This window comes from Yoonia maritima (assembly GCF_003003285.1).
Classification (GTDB): Bacteria; Pseudomonadota; Alphaproteobacteria; order Rhodobacterales; family Rhodobacteraceae; genus Yoonia; species Yoonia maritima.
The window spans coordinates 231,676-251,658 of the sequence record NZ_PVTP01000005.1 but is presented as its reverse complement, the minus strand read 5'-3'; the positions used below and the strand labels follow the sequence as shown (position 1 = coordinate 251,658).

Sequence of the window (19,983 nt, the reverse complement as noted above, 5' to 3'; positions counted from 1 at the left end):
AAATGCTCCGCAAATTCTTCGCCTACTACCGGCCACACAAGAAACTTCTGTGGCTGGATCTTTCCTGTGCCATCTTATCGGGACTTCTAGAACTGGTGTTTCCGCTCGCCATTGCGGCGTTTATCGACCAACTGCTGCCGGCAGGTGATTGGGCCATGACGGTATTGGCCGCCTTTGGGCTGGTTGCCGTCTATCTGGTGAATACCGGGCTGATGGCAGTGGTGATCTATTGGGGTCACACGCTTGGGATCAATATCGAAACCGAAATGCGCGCCCGCGCCTTTGCGCATATTACGCGGCTTAGCTGGACATGGTTTGACCGCAATGAAACAGGCAAACTGGTATCACGTGTCACCCGCGATCTCGAAGAAATCGGCGAAGTCGCCCACCACGGCCCCGAAGATGTGCTGATCGCGCTGATGACATTCATCGGGGCATTCGCACTGATGCTGTACCTGCATCCCCCACTTGCGTTTATCACGCTCACGATTGTTCCGGTGATGGTCTGGCTTCTTGCCGTCTATGGCGGACGGATGACACGCACATGGCAGGCCATCTATGGCCGGGTCGGCGCGTTTAATGTTCGGCTCGAAGAAAGCATCGGCGGCATCCGTGTTGTCCAAGCCTTTACCAACGAAAACCATGAACGCGACCTGTTCGACAGCGACAACCAGCGCTACCGCAAAACCAAGCTAGAGGCATACCGGATCATCGCCGCCCTCACCGCGCTGCACTATATGGGGCTGCGCGCGGTGCAAGTCGTCGTGATGGTCGCTGGCGCTGGCTACGTGTTTCAGGGCGGGCTGTCTGCCGGGGGTTATGTCGCATTCTTGCTGCTGGTTGGCGTGTTTTTCCGCCCACTGGAAAAAATCGCCGCCGTGGTCGAAACCTACCCACGCGGGATCGCCGGATTCCGCAGCTATTTGGACCTGCTTTCGCAAAAGCCCGACATTACCGACGCAGCAGACGCAACACCCGCCCCAGCCCTTGGCGGCGAAATCACATTCGACAACGTAGAGCTCAGCTATGACGGTGCCCGCGGTGTGCTGCATGGCATTTCACTAGATGTGAAGCCCGGCGAAACCGTCGCCTTTGTTGGGCCATCTGGGGCTGGGAAAACCTCTCTCATGGCGCTGATCCCACGTTTTTACGACCCAACCGGCGGCGAAATCCGGATCGACGGGGTGCCGCTTCAGAAAATGACGCTAGATTCCCTGCGCAAACAGGTCGGCCTCGTGTCCCAAGACGTGTTTCTGTTCGGCGGCACATTACGCGACAACATCGCCTACGGGCGGCTAGACGCGACCGACGCAGAAATCCGCGAGGCCGTGAAACAAGCCCGGCTCGAACCGCTAATCGAAACCCTGCCCGAAAGGTTGGACACCATCGTCGGCGAACGCGGCGTGATGCTGTCTGGCGGTCAACGCCAGCGGGTCGCAATCGCGCGCGTCTTCCTGCGGAATCCACCCGTGCTTCTGCTCGACGAAGCCACCTCAGCGCTCGACCGCAGCACGGAACGCGAAGTACAGGCTGAACTCGCAAGGCTTGCCGTCGGACGAACAACGCTGATCATCGCGCACCGGCTAGACACAATCCGCCATGCTGACAGAATTGTGGTCATCGACGCTGGCAAAATCGTCGAAATAGGGACCCACGACGAACTCGTCGCACGACAGGCCGCCTATTTCGCGATGCTTGGCTAAAAACCGGCGATACGCCACATGAGGTTTAAGTGTTTTGTGGAAAGCGCCTTTACCTGAGAAAAATAGTCAACTAGCTGCCGCGCAGCTAGAGAATGCAACGGCGCATCGTCTTCGAGCCAATCCCAAAACACATGATTGGAGACGATTTTGCGTACTCATGATTTTAGCGGCTGCCGCATCGGCAGGCCGTCCTATCGCGTGGCCTGCTTACTTTTCTCAAAGGTACTTCAACCGCGTTGGCGCTTGGTTCATTTTTCTCGGCAGGCCAAGCAGCGGCAGACGAAGCGACATTTCTTGTTCAGTTGAACGACTACGAAGGCGATTCTGCGTATTTTTTCGCTCTATCTGGTGGATCCAAGCAATCGCTTCGTACGGACGTTATGGGTGTCTGGCGACGAAGAACGTTGGTACCCTGACCAACCGCGTTGGTGGAAATATGTTGGCCGTGCTCAAGAAAACTTGCTGGCTGTTACAGGCGCGTCAACGGCACCCGGCGACAGGACAGTTATCCGTGTCGACCTAGAATCTGAGGTCTTAGATGCAGGGTATTCTGTGCGCGTTGACACATCAGTGGAAGATCAGCAAAATCATCCGACCGATGTCGAAGTTGCGCTAACATCCGAAGTGCAAGGCGACAAAATTCCGGGCACCGGTTATGTGCGGTATCTTCGTTACAAGTGGGACTAAGCGCCTATGTGGCGTAGCGTGCATTCGGTCATTGGGCTGACCCTGTCGTTGTTGGTAATGGTGCTGTCAATCAGCGGTACCATATTGGCGACACAGCCTGTCTATGATCGTGTTATATCTGACGGTGGGCAGTAAACCTTTCTGTCGCGGACATGTTGCGCAATGTGGCAGAAGCAAATCCTGAAATCGACGGTGAACGCATAAAGCGCGGCTCTTCGGGGCAGTATAAGCTGGCCTTTGCGCAAAATAACCGGCGGCAGGAACGCTTTGTCGATCCCGCCACCGGAATGTTTCTGCCGGAGCGCAAAGAGCCTGCGATTTATGCGTTTATGCGTGATCTGCATCGGTCATTCACATTGGGCGAAAACGGGCGAATTTTGTCCGCAATCGGGGCTCTGGCGATGACGTTTTTGACCATCACAGGTTTTGCGTTATTCCTGCGACGAATGGGTGGTTTGCGCCAGATGCTTACGCCTATCCAAGGGCGCGGAGCCGACGCGTTGCATTCCATTTGTGGGCGAGTGTTATTCGTGCCGCTGCTGATCACTGCAGTGACTGCCCTTTGGTTGTCGGCGGTCACGTTTGATATTGTTCCTGCTGGATCTGGGCGCGCACCTGCATATCCCGAGAGTATCGAGGAACTAGATGCCGTTGCACCGTGGGATTTGCACGGACTTCAGTCACTTGCTTTAGCTGATGTTGACGAAGTCGTATTCCCAATTCCTGACGACTGGTTCGATGTTTGGGCTGTTAAAACAGACACGGCCTACATCTTTGTTGACCAGTTTGCTGGCGATGAACTGTCGCGTGATCCGCTTCCTGTTTCGGGTCTAATTATGGGATATATCACCTTACTTCACACCGCTGAAGGGATTTGGCCTTGGGCAATTGTGTTGTTCATCTCGTCCTTGGGTGTGCCATTCTTCGCGGTGACGGGCATCATGGTGTGGTGGCGCAACAGATCGCAAGGGCGAGGTCGCATTCAAAACAATGCATCTATTGGAGCGGCCAAAGTGGTGATCTTGGTCGGTTCAGAAGGCAATGCAACTTGGGGCTTTGGCAAGGCACTGCATGCTGCGTTCCATGCCCATGGTTGGCCGGTTCGGCTTGGGGCGATGAACGAATTGCGCCGTGAATTGCCAACGGCTGAATACTTGTTGATCCTAGCGTCGACATACGGGGATGGTGATGTACCCAAATCCGCTAGTCGGTTTTTGAACGCTTTGGCTCGGTTCCGTAGCAATGGCGCGGCACACGCGACGCTTGCATTTGGCGACAAAGCGTTTCCGGATTTCTGCGGTTATGCACATCGCGCTGACGCTGCTCTTACGGCCAAACTGGGCAACCCTTTCATGCCTGTGTTCGATATCGATAAGCAATCTGCGCAATCATTTCGGGATTGGTGCGGAAAGTTGTCTGACGAGGTTGGTGTGCAATTGGACGTACATTACGATCCAAAGCGCTCAAAAACCCAGACGCTGCACCTTGTACGTCGTGAAATATTTGGTGCGTCTGTCGGCGCTACAACCGCCGTGCTTCGGTTTAAAGCGAAAAAGCTGCCCGCACATCGGCCGGGCGACTTAGTCGAAATTTATCCACCCAACAGCACAGTGCCTAGGCTGTATTCGCTAGGATCGAGTTCCCACGCTGATGGCTTTCTTGAGATTGTCGTGCGGCGTATTGAGGGGGGAGAGTGCTCTGGTTGGCTTTGCGATCTCGAGAACGGTGATGAGATCGAAGTTTCGATTACGCGCAATGAAAGGTTCCAGTTACCACGCCGTCGCCCGGTTGTTTTGATTGGGGCTGGCACGGGGATCGCACCGTTTACCGGCATGATCCGGCACAACGAGCCGCGCCGCAGCGTTGATTTGTATTGGGGGGGCGACACCCGCAAAAGGACGCGCTTTATGCAGCTGACATTAATGATTGGCTGCAGGCCGGACGCCTCGAAACCTTTGGTCCGGCGTGGTCGCGCAGCGATCAAGGTACTTACGTTCAAGACCTCATTCGCGGCGACCGCACCCGTCTTATCGATCGTTTGCAATCAGGCGCAACGATCATGGTTTGCGGGGGCACAGCAATGGCCGCCGCAGTCCGCAACGAAATCGACATTCTGGCCGCTGAAATTGGGCTTTCGGTCTCTGAACTGAAACACCGCAATCGCTACCTCGAAGATGTCTATTGATCGGCAAATGCCGGAGACTCGTAAATGGAAAAGGAAAAGCAATGCGCTTTCAAATCACACCGAACTTGGCTGCCCTGGCACTTTCTGTCAGCGCATTTACACTGCCATCCTATGCTCAAAACCCATTGTTAGACTCAGATTTTTGGAAAGATGCAGATCTAGCCGCCGTCGAAGCCGCGATTGCGGGGGGTGCTGACCCAGTTGAACTGGGTGATGGAAATTACACACCACTGGTGCGGGCGATCCGCGGAGGTGCGTCTACGGAAGTGGTGGATTATCTGGTTGCACAAGGTGCTGACGTGAACCGGCCCAGCCATGACGGTCGTCCGGCGATTTTTTGGGCAGGTCGTTACGGTGATTTAGCCATGGTTGAGCATGTTATCTCACTGGGTGGAGACGTCACTGCGACTGAAGAATCCGGTCGCAATGCGCTGGGCTATGCGGCGTTCGGACAAACGGACCAAGCCGTTTTCGAATTTCTTCTTGCACAAGGGCTTGATCCTAATGCCACCGACGATGCAGGACGTAACGCAGCATTGTCCGCTGCACGATCCAATGGTGATCTTGCAACGGTTGAATACATCGCAAGCATCTCGGATGTGTCAGCGCGCACGACTAATGGGTCTGACGCATTCATGCTTTCGGCTGAACGGAACAGCAACCTTGATGTGATCAAGAAGATGATGGCTCTTTCTTCGGATGTTCATGCTGTGACGTCAGATACCGGTTCTGACGCACTACTCCTTGCTGCGGTACGTAATGAAACTGTCGATGTGTTCAACTTCTTGCTTGAAAACGGATTTAGTGCGGATGCAACAACTGCCGAGGATCGGTCTGTTTTATCAGTGGCCGCGTACCGCAATAGTAACGATGTTATTCGGATGTTTCTGAACGCGGGCAACAATGTGAATGATGTGGACGCGCGGGGTAAGACTCCATTGTTCTACGCTGCCGAACGTAACTCTGCTGACGTAGTGGCGTTGCTGTTAGCCGCTGGTGCAGAGGTGAACGTGGCAGACGCCGATGGCAACTCTCCGTTGCTCGTCACGGCAGGGCGTGATCGTTCCGGTGCTGACGAGATCATCACTGCGTTCATGGGCGCTGGTGCGGACGTGACTGTATCAAACAACGCTGGCGTCAACACAGTGTTGGCCGCGGCCGACGTTGGTCTTTCTCTCGATGTAATCAAAGGGTTTGTTGAAGCTGGGGCAGATGTGAATGCGGTAGACGATGAATTGATGTCCCCGTTGATGCACGTTGCGCTAAAGGGGCAAGACCCTGCAGCTGTGCAATATCTGTTAGATGCTGGGGCAGACGCAACATTGGGCGATGATTTTGGCGATACTGCAGCAGACATGGTTGCTGAAAACGAAAATCTTGTAGGCACTGAAGCGCAAGCGCTTTTGGTTGCTGCGGTTAACTAAGCAAAGGCCCCCGCCTAGCCTAACTAGGCGGGGGAACAAGTCTATGACTGATATTTCAGATATTCATCACGCGCAGGGCACGGTCATGGGAGGAGCATGGCAGATGTATCATGTGCCCGTCGCCGGGGTTTCTTGCGAAGATGTTGCGGCTGGCGCGCTCAACGCGTTACGACAAGTGGATACTCAAATGTCGAATTATCGCGCCGATAGTGACTTGATGCGCGTAAACGATGGTCCCACGGGCGCGTTTATTACCATTCCTACTGATATGCATACCGTGATGACTTGCGCAGACAGATACGCGCGTGCGTCAGGTGGTGCGTTAAATATTGCATTGGGTCGGCTTGTAAATCGGTGGGGTTTTGGCCCTGATGCAACACCTGTCTGTCGCCCCGAAGCGACAGAAACACATGCTGAGGCCGCGCGTGCCGCCTTGGAAAGTTTTGCGCTGCGCTCTGATCCACCGGCAGTTTTGAAGCATAGCGAGATTGCGTTAGACCTATGCGCGCTTGCCAAAGGGTTTGCCGTGGATAAAGCGGCCCATGCCGTCCAAGCGATGGGTGTCAGTAATTTCATGATTGAAGCGTCCGGAGAAATTATCGCCTATGGACATCGCGCAAATGGTGAGAAGTGGACCGTCGGTTTAGAGCTACCTGTACCGGGAAATGACCGTATTGTATTTGACGAAGTTGGCCTGAATAATCTGGCCGTTGCTACAACCGGCGGACATCGTAACCGCCGCGACATAGACGGACATGCGGTTTCACACACGATTAATCCGATCACGGGCGCACCGTTGGAAGGTGACCTACTTTCGGTGACCGTCCTTCATGCCACATGTATGGACGCGGATGCTCTTGCGACCATTTTATACGTTCTGGGCTCCGAAGATGGCCCCAAGTTTGCCTACGACAACGATGTTGCAGCTTTGTTCCTGATCCGCGAACCTGAAGGGTTACGCGAAATCAGATCCGATGCGTTTATCGCAAAGACGTGTCGTTAGCGTCGGCCGGTTGCCGAAAAGGCATTACCAAGCGTTATAGCCCAGATACTTGCCAGACATTTCAATCTTAACGCGGTCGCCCTTTTCGTTAGGTACGCGCGTGACTTGCATGTCAAAATCGATCGCTGACATGATACCGTCGCCAAATCCTTCGTGGATCAGTGCCTTGATCGTTGGGCCGTACACACCTACGATTTCATACAGCCGGTAGATGCAGGGGTCGGTTGGGACGGTTTGCGACCAAACCTTTGTGGGGCTTTCTTCTAAGACTGCAATCGCCTCTGGTGGAAGTTGGAGCAGCAAAACAAGAGCCTGCGCTTTTTCGGCTGACATTGCATTCATTCCCATGCATGCCGAATGGGTCCAAACTGGTGACATGCCAATGCTTGCAGCAATACCTTCCCAAGTTTGCCCCAGCTCTTTCTTGGCGGCGATGATCAATGCGGTCACGTCTTCTTTGTCGAGAGCGGATGTCGTGAGCTGGTCTTTCATTTCATTGTCTCCTGTTGCGGGGTTATCTGGCGGCAAGGGTGATGCACAATAATGCCAAGATTGCGCATAAACCTTGCCAGAAACGCAAAGGGTTGCGTTCCATCAGGGGGCGCTGGTGGGCAGAGATCCACGAATTGCTGGGGCGTTTTAAGTCCGCCACGCATTCAGTCAGTGCGTCGTAACGTTTAATCGGATCTGGGTGCAGCATTTTATGTAGGGCGGTATCCATCCAATCAGGCACGCCGGTGTATTCATCGCGTGCAGCTTGGTAATGAAGTGCCATTTGATCGCGTCGCGAACGGATGCGAGCAACTTGGGTGCCGTAGGGCAGGCGGCCCGTCAGCATTTCATAGGCGATGACGCCCAATGCGTATTGGTCAGATCGCCAACTAATTGCGTCGCCAGATAGGTATTCAGGGGCGGTGTACTGATACGTGCCCGGCATTGCGCCTAAGGTGCCCGGTGCTGCTTCTTCTACGCCTGCGACGGATGCGGACCCAAGGTCGATGATTTTGACGGTGCCGTCATTGTCGATCATGATGTTTTCGGGACGTATATCTTGGTGGATCATCTCACGGCGATGAAATGCGCGTAGCCCTGTTGCGATCTGGGTGATGATCCCGCGAACCTGATCAAGACTAGGTTTGGGATTGTCGGTCATCCACTGACGTAGCGTTGCGCCCTCGACGTATTCGGTGACTACGTATAGCGCGCTGCGATGTTCGGGAACCTTGGCCGCGCTTAGAACATGGGGCGAAGACAATCGCCGTGCAATCCATTCTTCCAGCATAAAACGGTTTAGATAGGACCCATCTTGTGCTGTTTCAGTCGCAGGAATTTTGAGCGCGACGCGCATTCCTGACGGAGCGATAGCAAGGTAGACATGGCTGCGGGCAGTCGCGTGAAGTGATCGTACAATCCGAAACCCGTCAATGATATCGCCAGCACCCGGAAGCGGCGGAATCGGCAGCTGGGTAGCCTCCATTTGCAAATTAACGCCGGGTGCAGGCAGTTGATCCACACGCAGGATTTGGACTGTCAGGTTGTCGTCACTCGCGCGATTAAAAGCGAGATCGGCAATCTTTTTTGCGGCGCTATCAAGGTCTGCGGCTTCTTGCAGGATGCTATTGACGTCAGACCCTTCGATTACGTCGTGTACGCCATCGGTCGTTAGCAAAAATATGTCACCCTTGCTAAGCGGAACACGACGGTAGTCGACTTTGACTTCGGGTCCTGCACCTAATGCCCGCGCGAGAAAGGTTTGTTCGGGAGAAACCGTCATGCGGTGATCGTCGGTCAGCGGCTCTAGGCTGGTTCCTGACAAACGTTGCACGCGGCTGTCTCCAACGTGCAGAATGTGTCCTTCGCGTCCCTTTAGGATTAACGTGGATAGGGTGCATACCCTGCCAGCATTGATGTCAGACACTGTGCTGTTTTGCCCGTGAAGCCAAGCATTTGTCGCCGCAATTACCTGAAGCGCGGATGTCTTAACCGTCCATGCGTCAGAGGTCGCGTAGTAATCTGTTAAAAGCGACTTTACGGCGATTTCAGAGGCTTCGGCACTGACGGCGCTGGACGAAATTCCGTCGGCCACAGCCAAAGTGACCCCTTTAAGTGCAAGCGCCGGCCCCGTTGGGATCAGCGCACCGTGAAAGTCTTGGTTTTGGGGCTTGCGGCCGGTAGAGGAATATTGGCCAATCGAAATGCCTAAGGCATCGGTGGCTTTCATATCCTTTGGCATTGCGCGCTCCCTACGGTTTGAGGCGCAGCTTGAAACTGCGCCTCTACGTCAGTCGTTATTCAGCAGGCATAGATGACGTGTCATCGTTACGTGCGACTGTGGCATTCCGCTTTGGGGATTCGCGGAAGTGGGTCATGTAAATCATGCCGCCCACAAAGGTAAGACCGCCAACTAGGTTGCCCAGAACCACAGGAATTTCGTTATATGCAAAGTAGTCAAACCACGTGAATTCGCCGCCTAGCATAATGCCTGATGGGAACAGGAACATGTTTACGATTGAGTGCTCGAAGCCGAGGTAGAAGAAGACAAGGATTGGCATCCACATCGCCATGATTTTGCCCGATACAGAGCTGGACATCATAGCGGCCACCACGCCGGTTGAAACCATCCAGTTGCACATGACGGCGCGGATAAACACGGTCAACAGACCTGCTCCGCCAGCTGCAGCGTAGCCCAACGTACGTGCTTCGCCGATTTGGCCAATTCTTTGGCCTACAGCATTTGGTTCTTGGCTAAAGCCCATCGTAAATATGATGGCCATAAATACGGCGGTGGTCATCGCACCTGCAAAGTTGCCGCAAAACACGAGCCCCCAGTTGCGAAATACGCCTTTCCATGTGCATCCAGGACGTTTCGCGATAACCGCCAGCGGTGCAAGCGTGAACACCCCTGTCAGCAAGTCAAACCCCATCAGGTAAAGCATGCAAAAGCCAACGGGGAAAAGCAGCGAAGCGACAAGGAAGTTCCCGGTGTTCACGGCGATGGTCACCGCGAATGCCGCCGCAAGCGCAAGGATCGCGCCTGCCATATAAGAACGGATCAGCGTGTCTTTGGTCGCCATGAAAATCTTGGATTCACCTGCGTCGACCATCTTCGACGCGAATTCCTTGGGTTGGATATACGACATTTTCGTAACCTTTCGGGAGGGGAGAAAAACAGATGCCTGCGGGCAGGCGGAGGTATGAAATTGGATCAATTTTCCTGTCCGTTGGGCTAGCCAGGAAACACGGGCGGGCAGTTCATTCTTAGAATGTAAAAGACATTCATCTGCGCGATCAGCGCGGATAAGAAAACAAAGATACTTTGAACGCCGAACACACTTTCGGTGAAACAAAACGCACAGCATTACTGCTGCCGTATCTAAACTGTGTCGCGCCATTGCGACGTGTCGCGGACGATCCTGCCCACGCGTCTAAGGAAATTTGTATGGGGCGTTGCCGCTGCATTGCAAGGATTTGAATATGCGTGATGGCATAAGCTGCACGGAAAATGCGCAAAATTGGCAACGTGCAATAAATTTAAGCACTACTTCGGGCGAACAGATATAAATTGTGCGCAGGTAAGACTGTAATTTTGGGAATAAATGAAAACGCACGAAACCCAAATGGCTTCGTACGTCTTTATTTTATTGGGTAGGCGCGTCTTTCGCGCCAGTCATAAAGGCCACTGCATCGGACATTGTGTAATCTTTGGGGTCGATCACACATAGCCGCTTGCCTAGCCGGTGCACGTGGATCCGGTCGGCGACCTCGAACACGTGCGGCATGTTGTGACTGATCAAAATGATCGGAATGCCACGTGCACGCACGTCGAGTATAAGTTCAAGAACGCGCCGCGATTCCTTGACCCCAAGTGCTGCCGTTGGTTCGTCCAAAATGATGACCTTAGACCCAAATGCGGCGGCACGGGCCACGGCGACGCCTTGGCGTTGACCGCCCGACAGTGTTTCCACGGCTTGGTTGATGTTCTGGATCGTCATCAGGCCAAGTTCGGTTAGCTTATCGCGGGCCATCTTTTCCATGCGAGGGCGGTCTAGCTGGCGCAGCCATTTCCCACGGAATCCGGGCTTGCGCAGTTCACGGCCCATGAACATGTTGTCTGCGATAGACAGGGCAGGGGACATGGCGAGCGTCTGATAGACCGTTTCGATCCCTTCCTTGCGCGCGTCTGTCGGCGAGGTAAAGCGTACTTTGCGTCCTTCGAGTTCAACTTCGCCTTCGTCAGGCACAACAGCACCGGAAATCGCTTTGATCAGGGAGGACTTCCCGGCGCCGTTGTCCCCGATCACGGCGAGGATTTCGCCGGGATAGAGATCAAAATCGCAGTGATCTAGGGCGGTCACTTTGCCGTAGCGTTTGACCAGCCCACGAGCTTTGAGAATGGGTTCCATTACGCAGATACCTTTCTGATCCATTGGTCCACGGCAACGGCCGCAATGATAAGCACACCAATCAATAGATAGGTCCACTGTGCGTCAGCCCCAGCAAGCCGTAGGCCAAGCGTGAACACCCCAACGATAAGCGCACCAAACAGCGCACCAAGGATAGAGCCACGCCCGCCGAACAATGAAATCCCACCGATCACAACGGCCGTGATTGATTCAATATTGGCCAGTTGGCCGGAGGTCGGGGAAACTGAACCGATACGCCCGATCATAGCCCAGCCTGCAAACCCGCAGATAAGTCCGGACAACACATAGACGGAAATCAGTGTGCGGCGCACATTGACGCCCGAAAGTTGTGCAGCTTCAGGGTCATCGCCGACCGCATAGACGTGTCGGCCCCAAGCGGTTTGTTTCAGCACATAAGCAAGCACGAGCATTAGAAGCACCATAAACACGACGCCAACTGTGAATACGGCTCCGCCGACTTGGAATTTGGTCGCAAATAATTGCAAGAGAGGGGCGTTCGCCTCGATCTCTTGGGCGCGGATGGTTTCGTTTGCGGAATATAGGAATGTCGCGGCAAGAACGATTTGCCACATGCCAAGGGTCACAATGAACGGCGGTAACTTCATCACTGCAACAAGCCAGCCATTGATGTAACCGCAAATCATCCCTGTCATCAGGCCAAAGGCAACCGCGATTTCGACAGGTATCCCATAGCGGAACGTGAATTGTCCCATGACGACAGACGACAGAACCAAGATCGCGCCAACTGACAAATCAATCCCGGCGGTCAGGATCACAAGGCTTTGGGCTGCCGCCACGATACCGACGATCTGGACCTGTTGAAGGATGAGCGTCAATGCAAATGGCGAAAAGAACTTGGACCCAAGCAGCAGGCCAAAACCGATGATTGAAGCGACCAAAACAAACAGCGGCACAAGCGCTGGGTTCACATGTAACGCGTGTTGGACCGTTGCGAGAACGCCCTTGCGCGTATCTTTAAACTCCGCGACGGCTTCGGCACCCTTTGCCTTTACCGCAGCTTCAAAATTGTCAGCATCCCCCGACATATTGATTTCCCCTTTTTAGATTTTTAGTGGCGTGGCATAGACAAACGAGGGCAAGCAGTTTGCTCGCCCTCGTGTATTTAGCTCAGACTAGATTTAGCCCCAGCACAAATCCGTGCCTTCCGCGACAGAGATGCTTTCGACACCGTCAGCGGGCTGATCAGTGACAAGCGCAACACCCGTATCAAAGAAGTTCTTGCCGGGCGTGTTTTCTGGCAGCGTACCATCGGCTGCGTAAGCAACAATCGCTTCGATGCCTTTGGATGCCATCAACAGTGGGTACTGTTGTGAAGTCGCACCGATCACGCCGTCAGCAACGTTTTGCACGCCAGGGCAACCGCCATCGACGGAAACGATAAGTACGTCATCTTCACGGCCAAATGATTTCAGCGCCTCATATGCGCCAGCTGCGGCTGGTTCGTTAATAGTGTAGACCACGTTGATTGATGGATCGACCGCGAGCAGGTTTTCCATAGCTTTGCGACCGCCTTCTTCGTTGCCTGCAGTGACATCGTTACCAACAATCCGTGGGTCAGTTTCGTCGCCCCACTTGTTCGGGTCGCCCAAGTCAATGCCAAAGCCTTGCAAGAAACCTTGGTCACGCAGAACGCCAACGGTTGGCTGACTAACGGCCAGGTCAAGCATCGCGATACGTGCATTTGGGGCTTCGTCGCCAAGCGTCGCCGCGGCCCATTGACCGATCAGTTCACCAGCAAGGAAGTTGTCGGTTGCAAATGTTGCGTCCGCAGCGTCGATTGGGTCTAGTGGTGTATCCAAAGCGATAACCAGCAGGCCCGCGTCGCGTGCTTGGGTCACTGCGCCAACAATAGAAGATGTGTCAGACGCTGTGATCAGAATACCAGAAGCGCCATCAGCGATGCATGTTTCGATCGCAGCAACTTGCGTTTCGTGGTCGCCGTCAACTTTACCGGCGTATGACCGCAATGTGATGCCGGCAGCTTCTGCTGCGGCTTCAGCGCCTTCGCGCATCTTCACAAAGAACGGGTTAGTGTCGGTTTTCGTGATAAGGCATGCAGATGTGCCGTGGCCCGCAGCCATCGCGCCGCTAGCTGATGTGATGGCAGCCAGTGCTGTACCGATAAGAAGCTTTTTCATGATTTCCTCCCAGAAACTCTGTATAAAATGGGGTATCCCCCGACCTCCTCGCTTCGAACGGATCGAAGTGAATGCGGACAAACAACGCGATTTTCACGCGGCTGTCAATTAATTAGTTAACTTTATTTATTAATGGAATTCATGTATTCCTTCCTGCGGGAGAGCATACTATGAAGGCTGGGATGGAGCACACAGTTATAAAATCGTTCGGTGCGGGCCTAAGTCAAAGGGGCGTGCGCAACCACAATGAACGGCTTTTGCTATCTTTGCTTCAACGTCACGGTGAAATGCCGGGTAGTGATCTTGCTAAGCTGTCATCGCTTTCACCCCCTACCGTTTCGGCGATTCTAAAGCGACTTGAAACCGACGGCCTGCTTGTTCGGGGTGAACCGACACGCGGTAAGGTTGGAAAACCTTCTGTGCCAATGCGGCTTTCACCCGACGGAGTGCTTTCGTTCGGGCTTAAGATCGGGCGCCGCTCGGCTGATCTATTGCTTATGGATTTTACGGGACAAGTCCGTGAACAGCGCCACATCAGCTATACCTTTCCAACCCCAGAAGAGGTGTTTGGGTTTTTATCAAAAGGAATGTCCGAAATATCGGGGGCGTTGCCACCGGGCACTGCCAAACGTATTTGCGGGCTAGGCATTGCTGCACCATTCGAGATGTGGAACTGGGATGATCTAGTTGGTGAACCGTCACCAGCGTTTTTGTCATGGAAAGATATCAACATCTCCGCGCAAATCGCGACTTTCAGTGATTTACCCGTTTCATTGGTCAATGACGCGACTGCTGCCTGTCAGGCGGAACATGTTTATGGCCGGGGTAAAAACTTTGCTGACTATGCGTACTTCTTTGTAGGTGCATTCATCGGTGGTGGTATCGTGTTGAACCATTCTGTGGTCGCTGGCCGCCAAGGTAACGCGGGTGCGCTGGGGTCGCTGCGCAGCATCGGCCTGCACGGGGAAAGTAAGCAGTTGGTCGATATGGCTTCAATTCATCTGCTTGAAACACGGTTGGAAGAGGTCGATCTTGACCCTGCTATGATTTGGCAAAATCCGCAAGATTGGTCAAAAATCACGCGCTACGTTGAACCTTGGTTGGGTCAAACTGCCCAAGAGCTGGCAAAAGCAAGCCTGTCGACGTGCGCAGTGATTGATTTCGAAGCCATCCTAATTGACGGATCTTTTCCAGATGAAATCAGGGCTGATCTTGTTGAGCGCGTGCGCCGCTATATTTCGAACCAAGATACGCGCGGGCTGATCCCGCCGGTAATCGAAAGCGGGACGATTGGCGGGAATGCACGTGCGCTGGGCGCGGCGAGTGGACCGATTTTTTCGCAGTTCTTGCTTGATACGAATGCGGGGCTATCTGTCGGCTAAGGGTCAAAGCAGGCGGCATTGCTGAACGATTAGATCGCGGACCCATTTGTGCATGGGTGAATTCAGTGTGCGCGTTGTCCAGACGAGTTGGATATCAATCGGGGTTGGCACTGGGCATGGTGTAATCCGCAAGCCTTTACCAATTTCACGCGATAGTCGTTCGGGAACAGTGGCGACAAGGTTGGTTCCAGCGATAAGGGTTTGAATGCCCGCTGGGCTTGGCACCTTGATCGCGATCGAAATTGCGTGCCCTTCTTGTTCAAGCACTTGCATATAGCGTGATTTCCATTTTCCGCCGTAGGTGATGTAGATGTGGTCAAGCGGCAGGTATTGGTCCAACGTCAACGTGGTTTCAGCAAACGGGTGTTCGGAATCCATCACGCACACATACCGATCATCATACAGCTTGCGTCCATAGAACGCCGCGCCCAGTTTTTGGAACGGGCCGATCAACAGATCAGCTTCCATCCGGAGCAGGCGGTCGTGGCCAAGATATGATGAATCAACAATTTCGATCTTTAGGTTCGGCGCTTGTTTTTGGATCGCATGGACCACGCGCGGTATAATCAAAACCCGTTCGTAGTAATTGCAGGCGATGGTGATCGTCCCCGCACTTTCTTTTGGGTCAAAGTCTTGGGCGGCGGTCAATTGGCTGAACCGCTGCACAAGATCGATCGCTTCGGTTACGGCTTCTTCGCAACGGGCAGTAGCGATGAGGCTACGGCCTTCGCGGGCGAATAGCGGGTCACTGAACACGCCGCGCAGCTTTTCGATGGTGTAGCTTACAACGGACTGATTGATTTCAAGATCTTCGGCCGCGCGCGTAAACGAATTATGGCGATAGACGCTGATAAGAACCTCGAGTGCACGAAAGTCGATGGTGAGCGGGTCGAATGATTTCGTCATGCTATCTGAAATTCCGATCCTATCTATCTATACCATCGTATTGATTGATACAGTGGCAAAAGGTTCCATGTCAAAACACCACCTTGGGAGGGGAGGTGATGACGGGGGGGAACAAAGTCATGTTGGATATTCCAGTTAACGAGACGGTCACATTGGCCGATCTCACCCATGATCCATATCCGATCTACAAACAGATGCGTGCGCAAACACCGGTGGTCCGTGTGGCACAGACGAACCGTATTTTTGTGACCACGGCAGAGCATACGAAATGGATCAAAGAAAACCCCGAGATATTTAGCTCGGATGATCCGATGACGCCGATGAAACCTGCGTTTCAGGCACATACTTTGATGCGCAAGGATGGTGCAGAACATCGCGCAGAACGTATGGCGATGCAGCCTTCGTTTTCGCCAAAGGTTATTCGCTCTGATTGGGCAGAACTCTACGAAAAGATCGCCAAAGAATACGTGTCGCTCCTTCCGCGTGGTGAAACGGTTGATCTGTTCTCTGAACTATGTGGACCCGTTGCAGCCCGCATTCTGGCGCATATGCTGGGCCTAGAGGACGCAACAGACGAAGAAATGCAGCGCTGGTCGCAGCGGCTGATCGACGGTGCCGGAAACTTTGGGCGCGACCCCAAGCTGTTTGAGGCATCCGACGCAGCCAACGCCGAGATGAACGCGCTGTTCGAAAAGATCATCCCGCGCCATCAATCAGAGCCGAACAACTCTGCGTTTTCGGTCATGCTTCGCGCGAAAAACCCAATTCCGCTTAGCCAGATGTACGCCAATATTAAAATCGCAATCGGCGGCGGCATCAACGAACCGCGTGATGCCTTGGCAACGATTGTCTACGGATTGCTGACCAACCCGGACCAGTTGGAAGAGGTGAAACGCCAAGAGGCGTGGATGGACGCCTTTGAGGAAGGGATCCGGTGGGTTGCGCCAATTCAGGTCTCTGGCCGCCGCACGACCCAAGAAATTCAGATCGGCGATGTTGTCGTGCCCAAAGCCGAAACTGTCATGACCATTCAGGCATCCGCGAACCGCGACGAGGCGATATTTGACGACGGAGAAAGCTTTAACGTTTTCCGCGAAAAGCACCCCCATCAATCATTCGGCAGTGGGCCGCATCACTGCGCAGGTGCGCAAATCGCCCGCCGGACACTGGGGCATATTATGCTGCCGTTATTGTTTGATCGGTTTCCCAACATGCAGCTTCCCAACCCCGAAGATGTCGTTTGGAGCGGGTTCGGATTTCGCGGACCGCTCAACCTACCGATCTATTTGGACTAACCGCAGGTATTTACGAAAGGGCACATCATGGTGTCGATTACATTCATTCAACCCGATGGCGCCGCGCAGACCGTGCAGGCAACCGTGGGTGACAGCGTGATGCAGACTGCGCTCAACAATAATATCGAAGGCATCTTTGCTGAATGTGGCGGGGCGATGATGTGCGCAACCTGTCACTGTTATATCGACGATGAATGGGCAGAGAAAACTGGCGATAAAAGTGATGGCGAAGATGATATGCTGGACTGCGCCGAAACCGAAGTAACTGACGCCTCTCGGCTGACTTGTCAGATCAAAGTCACCGATGCCCTTGATGGGATGGTCGTGCGTCTTCCGTCTGAGCTGGCCTAGATGGAACGTGTTGTCATCATCGGTGCTGGGCAAGGCGGTTTTCAGGCCGCGGCAAGCCTTCGGCAAGAAGGGTTTGACGGTGAAATCCTAATGATCGGCGATGAACAGGGACGTCCGTATCAACGCCCGCCGCTTTCCAAGGCTTATCTGAAAGGTGGGACAGTTCAGGCGTTATCTCTGCGGCCAGATAGTTTTTTTGAGACGCATAAGATCGAATTGCGTATGGGCTGTTGGGTCCGCGCCATTGATCGGGCGAATGCCCGAGTCGAGATAGACGGCGAACAGATTGCCTATGATCATCTGATTATCGCAACAGGTGCACGCAACCTTCGCCCGCAGATCGCTGGGCTTGAGCATAGCGTCGGCCTGCGGACGCTTCATGAGGCCAGCGCCATCAAGGCATTCTTGGTCAACGGGGTGCGTGTTGGCGTGATCGGGGGCGGTTTTATCGGGTTGGAATTCGCGGCAGTGGCACGCGAGCTAGGCCATAGCGTGACAGTGGCCGAAGCTGCCCCCCGTTTGATGGCGCGTGCGGTATCGGAGCCCATGTCTGCAAGGTTCGCCGAAAAGCACCGACAACTGGGCACCGAAATTATCTTGGGTGATGGTGTCGCTGAGATTGATGCAGGAGGTTTTACTTTGGCGTCAGGGCGCTATGTAGACACTGATCTGGCACTGCTTGCCGTGGGTGTTGTTCCTAACGTTGAGCTGGCTAAACTGGCGGGGCTTCAAGTCGACAATGGCATTGTCGTTGATGAAATGCTTGTCACTTCTGATCCTGCAATCTCGGCGCTGGGCGATTGCGCTGCATTCCCCGATCCGGTGACGGGCCGAAGTATTCGGCTGGAAAGCGTTCAGGCCGCGACCGACCACGCCCGGTTGATTGCAAAGCGTATCGCCAAGGGGGCTGATGCGCCTTACCGCGCCGTCCCGTGGTTCTGGTCTGATCAAGCAGATTGGAAGCTGCAGATCGCTGGCCTAGCGGGGCCAACTGACACTGCAGAGGAATTGGCCGATGGAACCGTGTTAAGGTTTTGTGGCTCGCGGATCACTGCAGTTGAAACGATCAACAACGCCAAGGTCCATATGACTGCACGCAAAGGCATGGCGAGCGGCGTGCCGCTGACCCGACAAAAATTTGACGTCACCCCAGCAGAGGTGCTGGTATGATGTAACCCGCATAAGCGGCCAAGTAATGGGCGCATATACCCGGCAGGAGGAGTGCCGGACAACACCTAGGGAGGAAACGATGAAACAAAAACTAAAGAGAAGAGCCGTGCTGGCTGGCGCGGGGGCCGCGCTTGCGACGCCCGCGCTTTTGAGCCGTGTAAATGCCGCCGAAGTCACGCTGCGTTTACACTCAATGCTGCCCGCACCCGCACCCATGAATTCACAGTTCTTTGTGCCGTGGGCGGATGAAATACGTGAGGCATCGAATGGTGCGATTGACGTTCAGTTGTTCCCGTCGATGCAGCTTGGTGGCAAGCCGCCTCAGTTGCCTGATCAAGTACGTCAGGGTATTTGCGATATCTCGTGGACCTTACCAGTCTACACACCTGACCGGTTCCCGATAGCAGAAACGCTTGCGCTGCCATTCATGGTAACCAACGCCGAAAAGACATCGGTGGTGATGCACACGTTGATGGAAGAATTCGGCCAAGACGACTATGCCGGTATCAAGACGCTGGCATTTCATACACACGATGGCGGCAAGCTGCACACCCGCAATGGGTTGATCCATACTGCGGATGACCTGCGCGGTTTGAAACTGCGGGCACCGAACCAAGCAACTGGTAAGATGCTTGAACTACTCGGGGCCGAAACGGTGTTCTTCCCAGTAACCGAGATGGTCGTCGGCCTATCGAGTGGGGTGATCGATGGATGCTGTCTACCATACGAGATCGTTCCAGCGTTCAAACTGCAAGAGCTGACGGGCTTTACCTCTGCACCAGCGCCTGCGTCACGTGGACTATATGCGAACACGTTTGCAATGCTGATGAACCAAGCTGCTTACGAGGGCATGTCGGACGATCTGCGTGGGGTTATCGACGCGCACTCAGGCGCGGGATTGTCGCAGCGTATCGGACGCCAGTTTGATGAGTTCGAAACCAGAGGCAAAGCGGCTGTCGAAGCGCAAGGCAATACGATCGGCGAAATCGCATCCGAAGAAATCGCGGCATGGCGCGAAATTGCAGAACCCGTGCATGCGGAATGGGTCGAAAAGCTGAACGGCTTTGGCCACGACGGTGCCGCAGTCCTTGCCCGGGCGAACGAGCTGCTTGACGCTGGGTAAGAAATTGGATGGCGCGCGTTGATGTTGTGTTTGTGTGGGCCATCCGTCCAATTCTAAAACGCCGAATCACAAGACAGGGCAGTATAACCTAACGTAATTCATGCCTAACTAATTCTGGCGTGTGTATCTTGCGTCACGCAATTTCATTTCAATTTTGCAATGATTGATAGG

At 54.0% G+C, this 19,983-nt stretch carries 18 protein-coding genes; 11 read left to right on the top strand and 7 right to left on the bottom strand.

Annotated elements, in window-relative coordinates; translation table 11 throughout:
- Nucleotides 1-2: 2 nt before the first annotated feature.
- The 6 genes from CLV80_RS09730 to CLV80_RS09710 all read left to right on the top strand — a co-directional run bounded on the left by CLV80_RS09730 (nucleotide 3) and on the right by CLV80_RS09710 (nucleotide 7,002).
- Nucleotides 3-1,703 carry an ABC transporter ATP-binding protein gene (locus tag CLV80_RS09730; protein WP_106357467.1) on the top strand — a complete coding sequence of 567 codons (1,701 nt, stop codon included), beginning with the start codon at nucleotides 3-5 and terminating at the stop codon, nucleotides 1,701-1,703.
- Between the two features lie 348 nt (nucleotides 1,704-2,051).
- Complete coding sequence (locus CLV80_RS09725) at nucleotides 2,052-2,390, top strand: DUF2271 domain-containing protein (protein WP_165793358.1); 339 nt, start codon at nucleotides 2,052-2,054, stop codon at nucleotides 2,388-2,390.
- Between the two features lie 6 nt (nucleotides 2,391-2,396).
- On the top strand, nucleotides 2,397-2,525 hold the full coding sequence (locus CLV80_RS18745; protein WP_279338297.1) for a hypothetical protein: 129 nt from the start codon (nucleotides 2,397-2,399) through the stop codon (nucleotides 2,523-2,525).
- A 29-nt stretch (nucleotides 2,526-2,554) separates the two neighbouring features.
- The gene (locus tag CLV80_RS09720) at nucleotides 2,555-4,540 is read left to right on the top strand and encodes a PepSY domain-containing protein (RefSeq protein WP_207766554.1); all 1,986 of its coding nucleotides are present in this window, start codon (nucleotides 2,555-2,557) and stop codon (nucleotides 4,538-4,540) included.
- A gap of 76 nt (nucleotides 4,541-4,616) precedes the next feature.
- Nucleotides 4,617-5,999: an ankyrin repeat domain-containing protein gene (locus CLV80_RS09715; RefSeq protein WP_106357456.1), complete on the top strand. Its 1,383-nt coding sequence runs from the start codon at nucleotides 4,617-4,619 to the stop codon at nucleotides 5,997-5,999.
- Between the two features lie 43 nt (nucleotides 6,000-6,042).
- Nucleotides 6,043-7,002: an FAD:protein FMN transferase gene (locus tag CLV80_RS09710; RefSeq protein WP_106357452.1), complete on the top strand. Its 960-nt coding sequence runs from the start codon at nucleotides 6,043-6,045 to the stop codon at nucleotides 7,000-7,002.
- Between the two features lie 24 nt (nucleotides 7,003-7,026).
- Here the strand turns inward: CLV80_RS09710 and cynS are convergent, their stop codons facing one another.
- The 6 genes from cynS to CLV80_RS09680 all read right to left on the bottom strand — a co-directional run bounded on the left by cynS (nucleotide 7,027) and on the right by CLV80_RS09680 (nucleotide 13,585).
- The gene (gene cynS / locus CLV80_RS09705) at nucleotides 7,027-7,494 is read right to left on the bottom strand and encodes a cyanase (RefSeq protein WP_106357449.1); all 468 of its coding nucleotides are present in this window, start codon (nucleotides 7,492-7,494) and stop codon (nucleotides 7,027-7,029) included.
- Between the two features lie 22 nt (nucleotides 7,495-7,516).
- Entirely contained in the window at nucleotides 7,517-9,235 is a 1,719-nt protein-coding gene (locus CLV80_RS09700) for a bifunctional protein-serine/threonine kinase/phosphatase (protein WP_243394492.1), read from the bottom strand.
- A gap of 55 nt (nucleotides 9,236-9,290) precedes the next feature.
- Entirely contained in the window at nucleotides 9,291-10,142 is an 852-nt protein-coding gene (locus tag CLV80_RS09695; protein ID WP_106357446.1) for a formate/nitrite transporter family protein, read from the bottom strand.
- Nucleotides 10,143-10,640: 498 nt separating this feature from the next.
- Nucleotides 10,641-11,405, bottom strand: coding sequence for an ATP-binding cassette domain-containing protein (locus CLV80_RS09690; RefSeq protein WP_204353976.1), 765 nt, complete (start codon nucleotides 11,403-11,405; stop codon nucleotides 10,641-10,643).
- On the bottom strand, nucleotides 11,405-12,472 hold the full coding sequence (locus tag CLV80_RS09685) for an ABC transporter permease (protein WP_106357442.1): 1,068 nt from the start codon (nucleotides 12,470-12,472) through the stop codon (nucleotides 11,405-11,407). Before CLV80_RS09685 ends, CLV80_RS09690 begins: the two co-directional genes overlap by 1 nt.
- Nucleotides 12,473-12,565: 93 nt before the next feature.
- Nucleotides 12,566-13,585, bottom strand: a complete 1,020-nt coding sequence (locus tag CLV80_RS09680; protein WP_106357439.1) for a sugar ABC transporter substrate-binding protein — start codon at nucleotides 13,583-13,585, stop codon at nucleotides 12,566-12,568.
- Nucleotides 13,586-13,767: 182 nt separating this feature from the next.
- Here CLV80_RS09680 and CLV80_RS09675 point away from each other — a divergent pair, with 182 nt between their 5' ends.
- Entirely contained in the window at nucleotides 13,768-14,967 is a 1,200-nt protein-coding gene (locus CLV80_RS09675) for an ROK family transcriptional regulator (RefSeq protein ID WP_106357641.1), read from the top strand.
- A gap of 3 nt (nucleotides 14,968-14,970) precedes the next feature.
- Here CLV80_RS09675 and CLV80_RS09670 read toward each other — a convergent pair whose 3' ends face one another.
- Complete coding sequence (locus tag CLV80_RS09670; protein WP_106357436.1) at nucleotides 14,971-15,873, bottom strand: LysR family transcriptional regulator; 903 nt, start codon at nucleotides 15,871-15,873, stop codon at nucleotides 14,971-14,973.
- A 119-nt stretch (nucleotides 15,874-15,992) separates the two neighbouring features.
- On the opposite strand from CLV80_RS09670, the gene CLV80_RS09665 reads away from it, so the two are divergent.
- The 4 genes from CLV80_RS09665 to CLV80_RS09650 all read left to right on the top strand — a co-directional run bounded on the left by CLV80_RS09665 (nucleotide 15,993) and on the right by CLV80_RS09650 (nucleotide 19,812).
- Nucleotides 15,993-17,168, top strand: coding sequence for a cytochrome P450 (locus tag CLV80_RS09665; RefSeq protein ID WP_106357638.1), 1,176 nt, complete (start codon nucleotides 15,993-15,995; stop codon nucleotides 17,166-17,168).
- Between the two features lie 27 nt (nucleotides 17,169-17,195).
- On the top strand, nucleotides 17,196-17,519 hold the full coding sequence (locus CLV80_RS09660; protein WP_106357434.1) for a 2Fe-2S iron-sulfur cluster-binding protein: 324 nt from the start codon (nucleotides 17,196-17,198) through the stop codon (nucleotides 17,517-17,519).
- Entirely contained in the window at nucleotides 17,520-18,689 is a 1,170-nt protein-coding gene (locus CLV80_RS09655; RefSeq protein WP_106357431.1) for an NAD(P)/FAD-dependent oxidoreductase, read from the top strand.
- A gap of 79 nt (nucleotides 18,690-18,768) precedes the next feature.
- The gene (locus CLV80_RS09650; RefSeq protein ID WP_106357428.1) at nucleotides 18,769-19,812 is read left to right on the top strand and encodes a TRAP transporter substrate-binding protein; all 1,044 of its coding nucleotides are present in this window, start codon (nucleotides 18,769-18,771) and stop codon (nucleotides 19,810-19,812) included.
- Nucleotides 19,813-19,983: the final 171 nt, after the last annotated feature.

Excerpts from the sequence above, each read along its gene's own strand:
- CLV80_RS09730 (WP_106357467.1), top strand. The coding sequence starts at position 3 with ATGCTCCGCAAATTCTTCGCCTACTACCGGCCACACAAGAAACTTCTG.
- CLV80_RS18745 (WP_279338297.1), top strand. The coding sequence starts at position 2,397 with ATGTGGCGTAGCGTGCATTCGGTCATTGGGCTGACCCTGTCGTTGTTG.
- CLV80_RS09715 (WP_106357456.1), top strand. The coding sequence starts at position 4,617 with ATGCGCTTTCAAATCACACCGAACTTGGCTGCCCTGGCACTTTCTGTC.
- CLV80_RS09710 (WP_106357452.1), top strand. The coding sequence starts at position 6,043 with ATGACTGATATTTCAGATATTCATCACGCGCAGGGCACGGTCATGGGA.
- cynS (WP_106357449.1), bottom strand. The coding sequence starts at position 7,494 with ATGAAAGACCAGCTCACGACATCCGCTCTCGACAAAGAAGACGTGACC.
- CLV80_RS09700 (WP_243394492.1), bottom strand. The coding sequence starts at position 9,235 with ATGCCAAAGGATATGAAAGCCACCGATGCCTTAGGCATTTCGATTGGC.
- CLV80_RS09695 (WP_106357446.1), bottom strand. The coding sequence starts at position 10,142 with ATGTCGTATATCCAACCCAAGGAATTCGCGTCGAAGATGGTCGACGCA.
- CLV80_RS09690 (WP_204353976.1), bottom strand. The coding sequence starts at position 11,405 with ATGGAACCCATTCTCAAAGCTCGTGGGCTGGTCAAACGCTACGGCAAA.
- CLV80_RS09685 (WP_106357442.1), bottom strand. The coding sequence starts at position 12,472 with ATGTCGGGGGATGCTGACAATTTTGAAGCTGCGGTAAAGGCAAAGGGT.
- CLV80_RS09680 (WP_106357439.1), bottom strand. The coding sequence starts at position 13,585 with ATGAAAAAGCTTCTTATCGGTACAGCACTGGCTGCCATCACATCAGCT.
- CLV80_RS09675 (WP_106357641.1), top strand. The coding sequence starts at position 13,768 with ATGGAGCACACAGTTATAAAATCGTTCGGTGCGGGCCTAAGTCAAAGG.
- CLV80_RS09670 (WP_106357436.1), bottom strand. The coding sequence starts at position 15,873 with ATGACGAAATCATTCGACCCGCTCACCATCGACTTTCGTGCACTCGAG.
- CLV80_RS09665 (WP_106357638.1), top strand. The coding sequence starts at position 15,993 with ATGTTGGATATTCCAGTTAACGAGACGGTCACATTGGCCGATCTCACC.
- CLV80_RS09660 (WP_106357434.1), top strand. The coding sequence starts at position 17,196 with ATGGTGTCGATTACATTCATTCAACCCGATGGCGCCGCGCAGACCGTG.
- CLV80_RS09655 (WP_106357431.1), top strand. The coding sequence starts at position 17,520 with ATGGAACGTGTTGTCATCATCGGTGCTGGGCAAGGCGGTTTTCAGGCC.
- CLV80_RS09650 (WP_106357428.1), top strand. The coding sequence starts at position 18,769 with ATGAAACAAAAACTAAAGAGAAGAGCCGTGCTGGCTGGCGCGGGGGCC.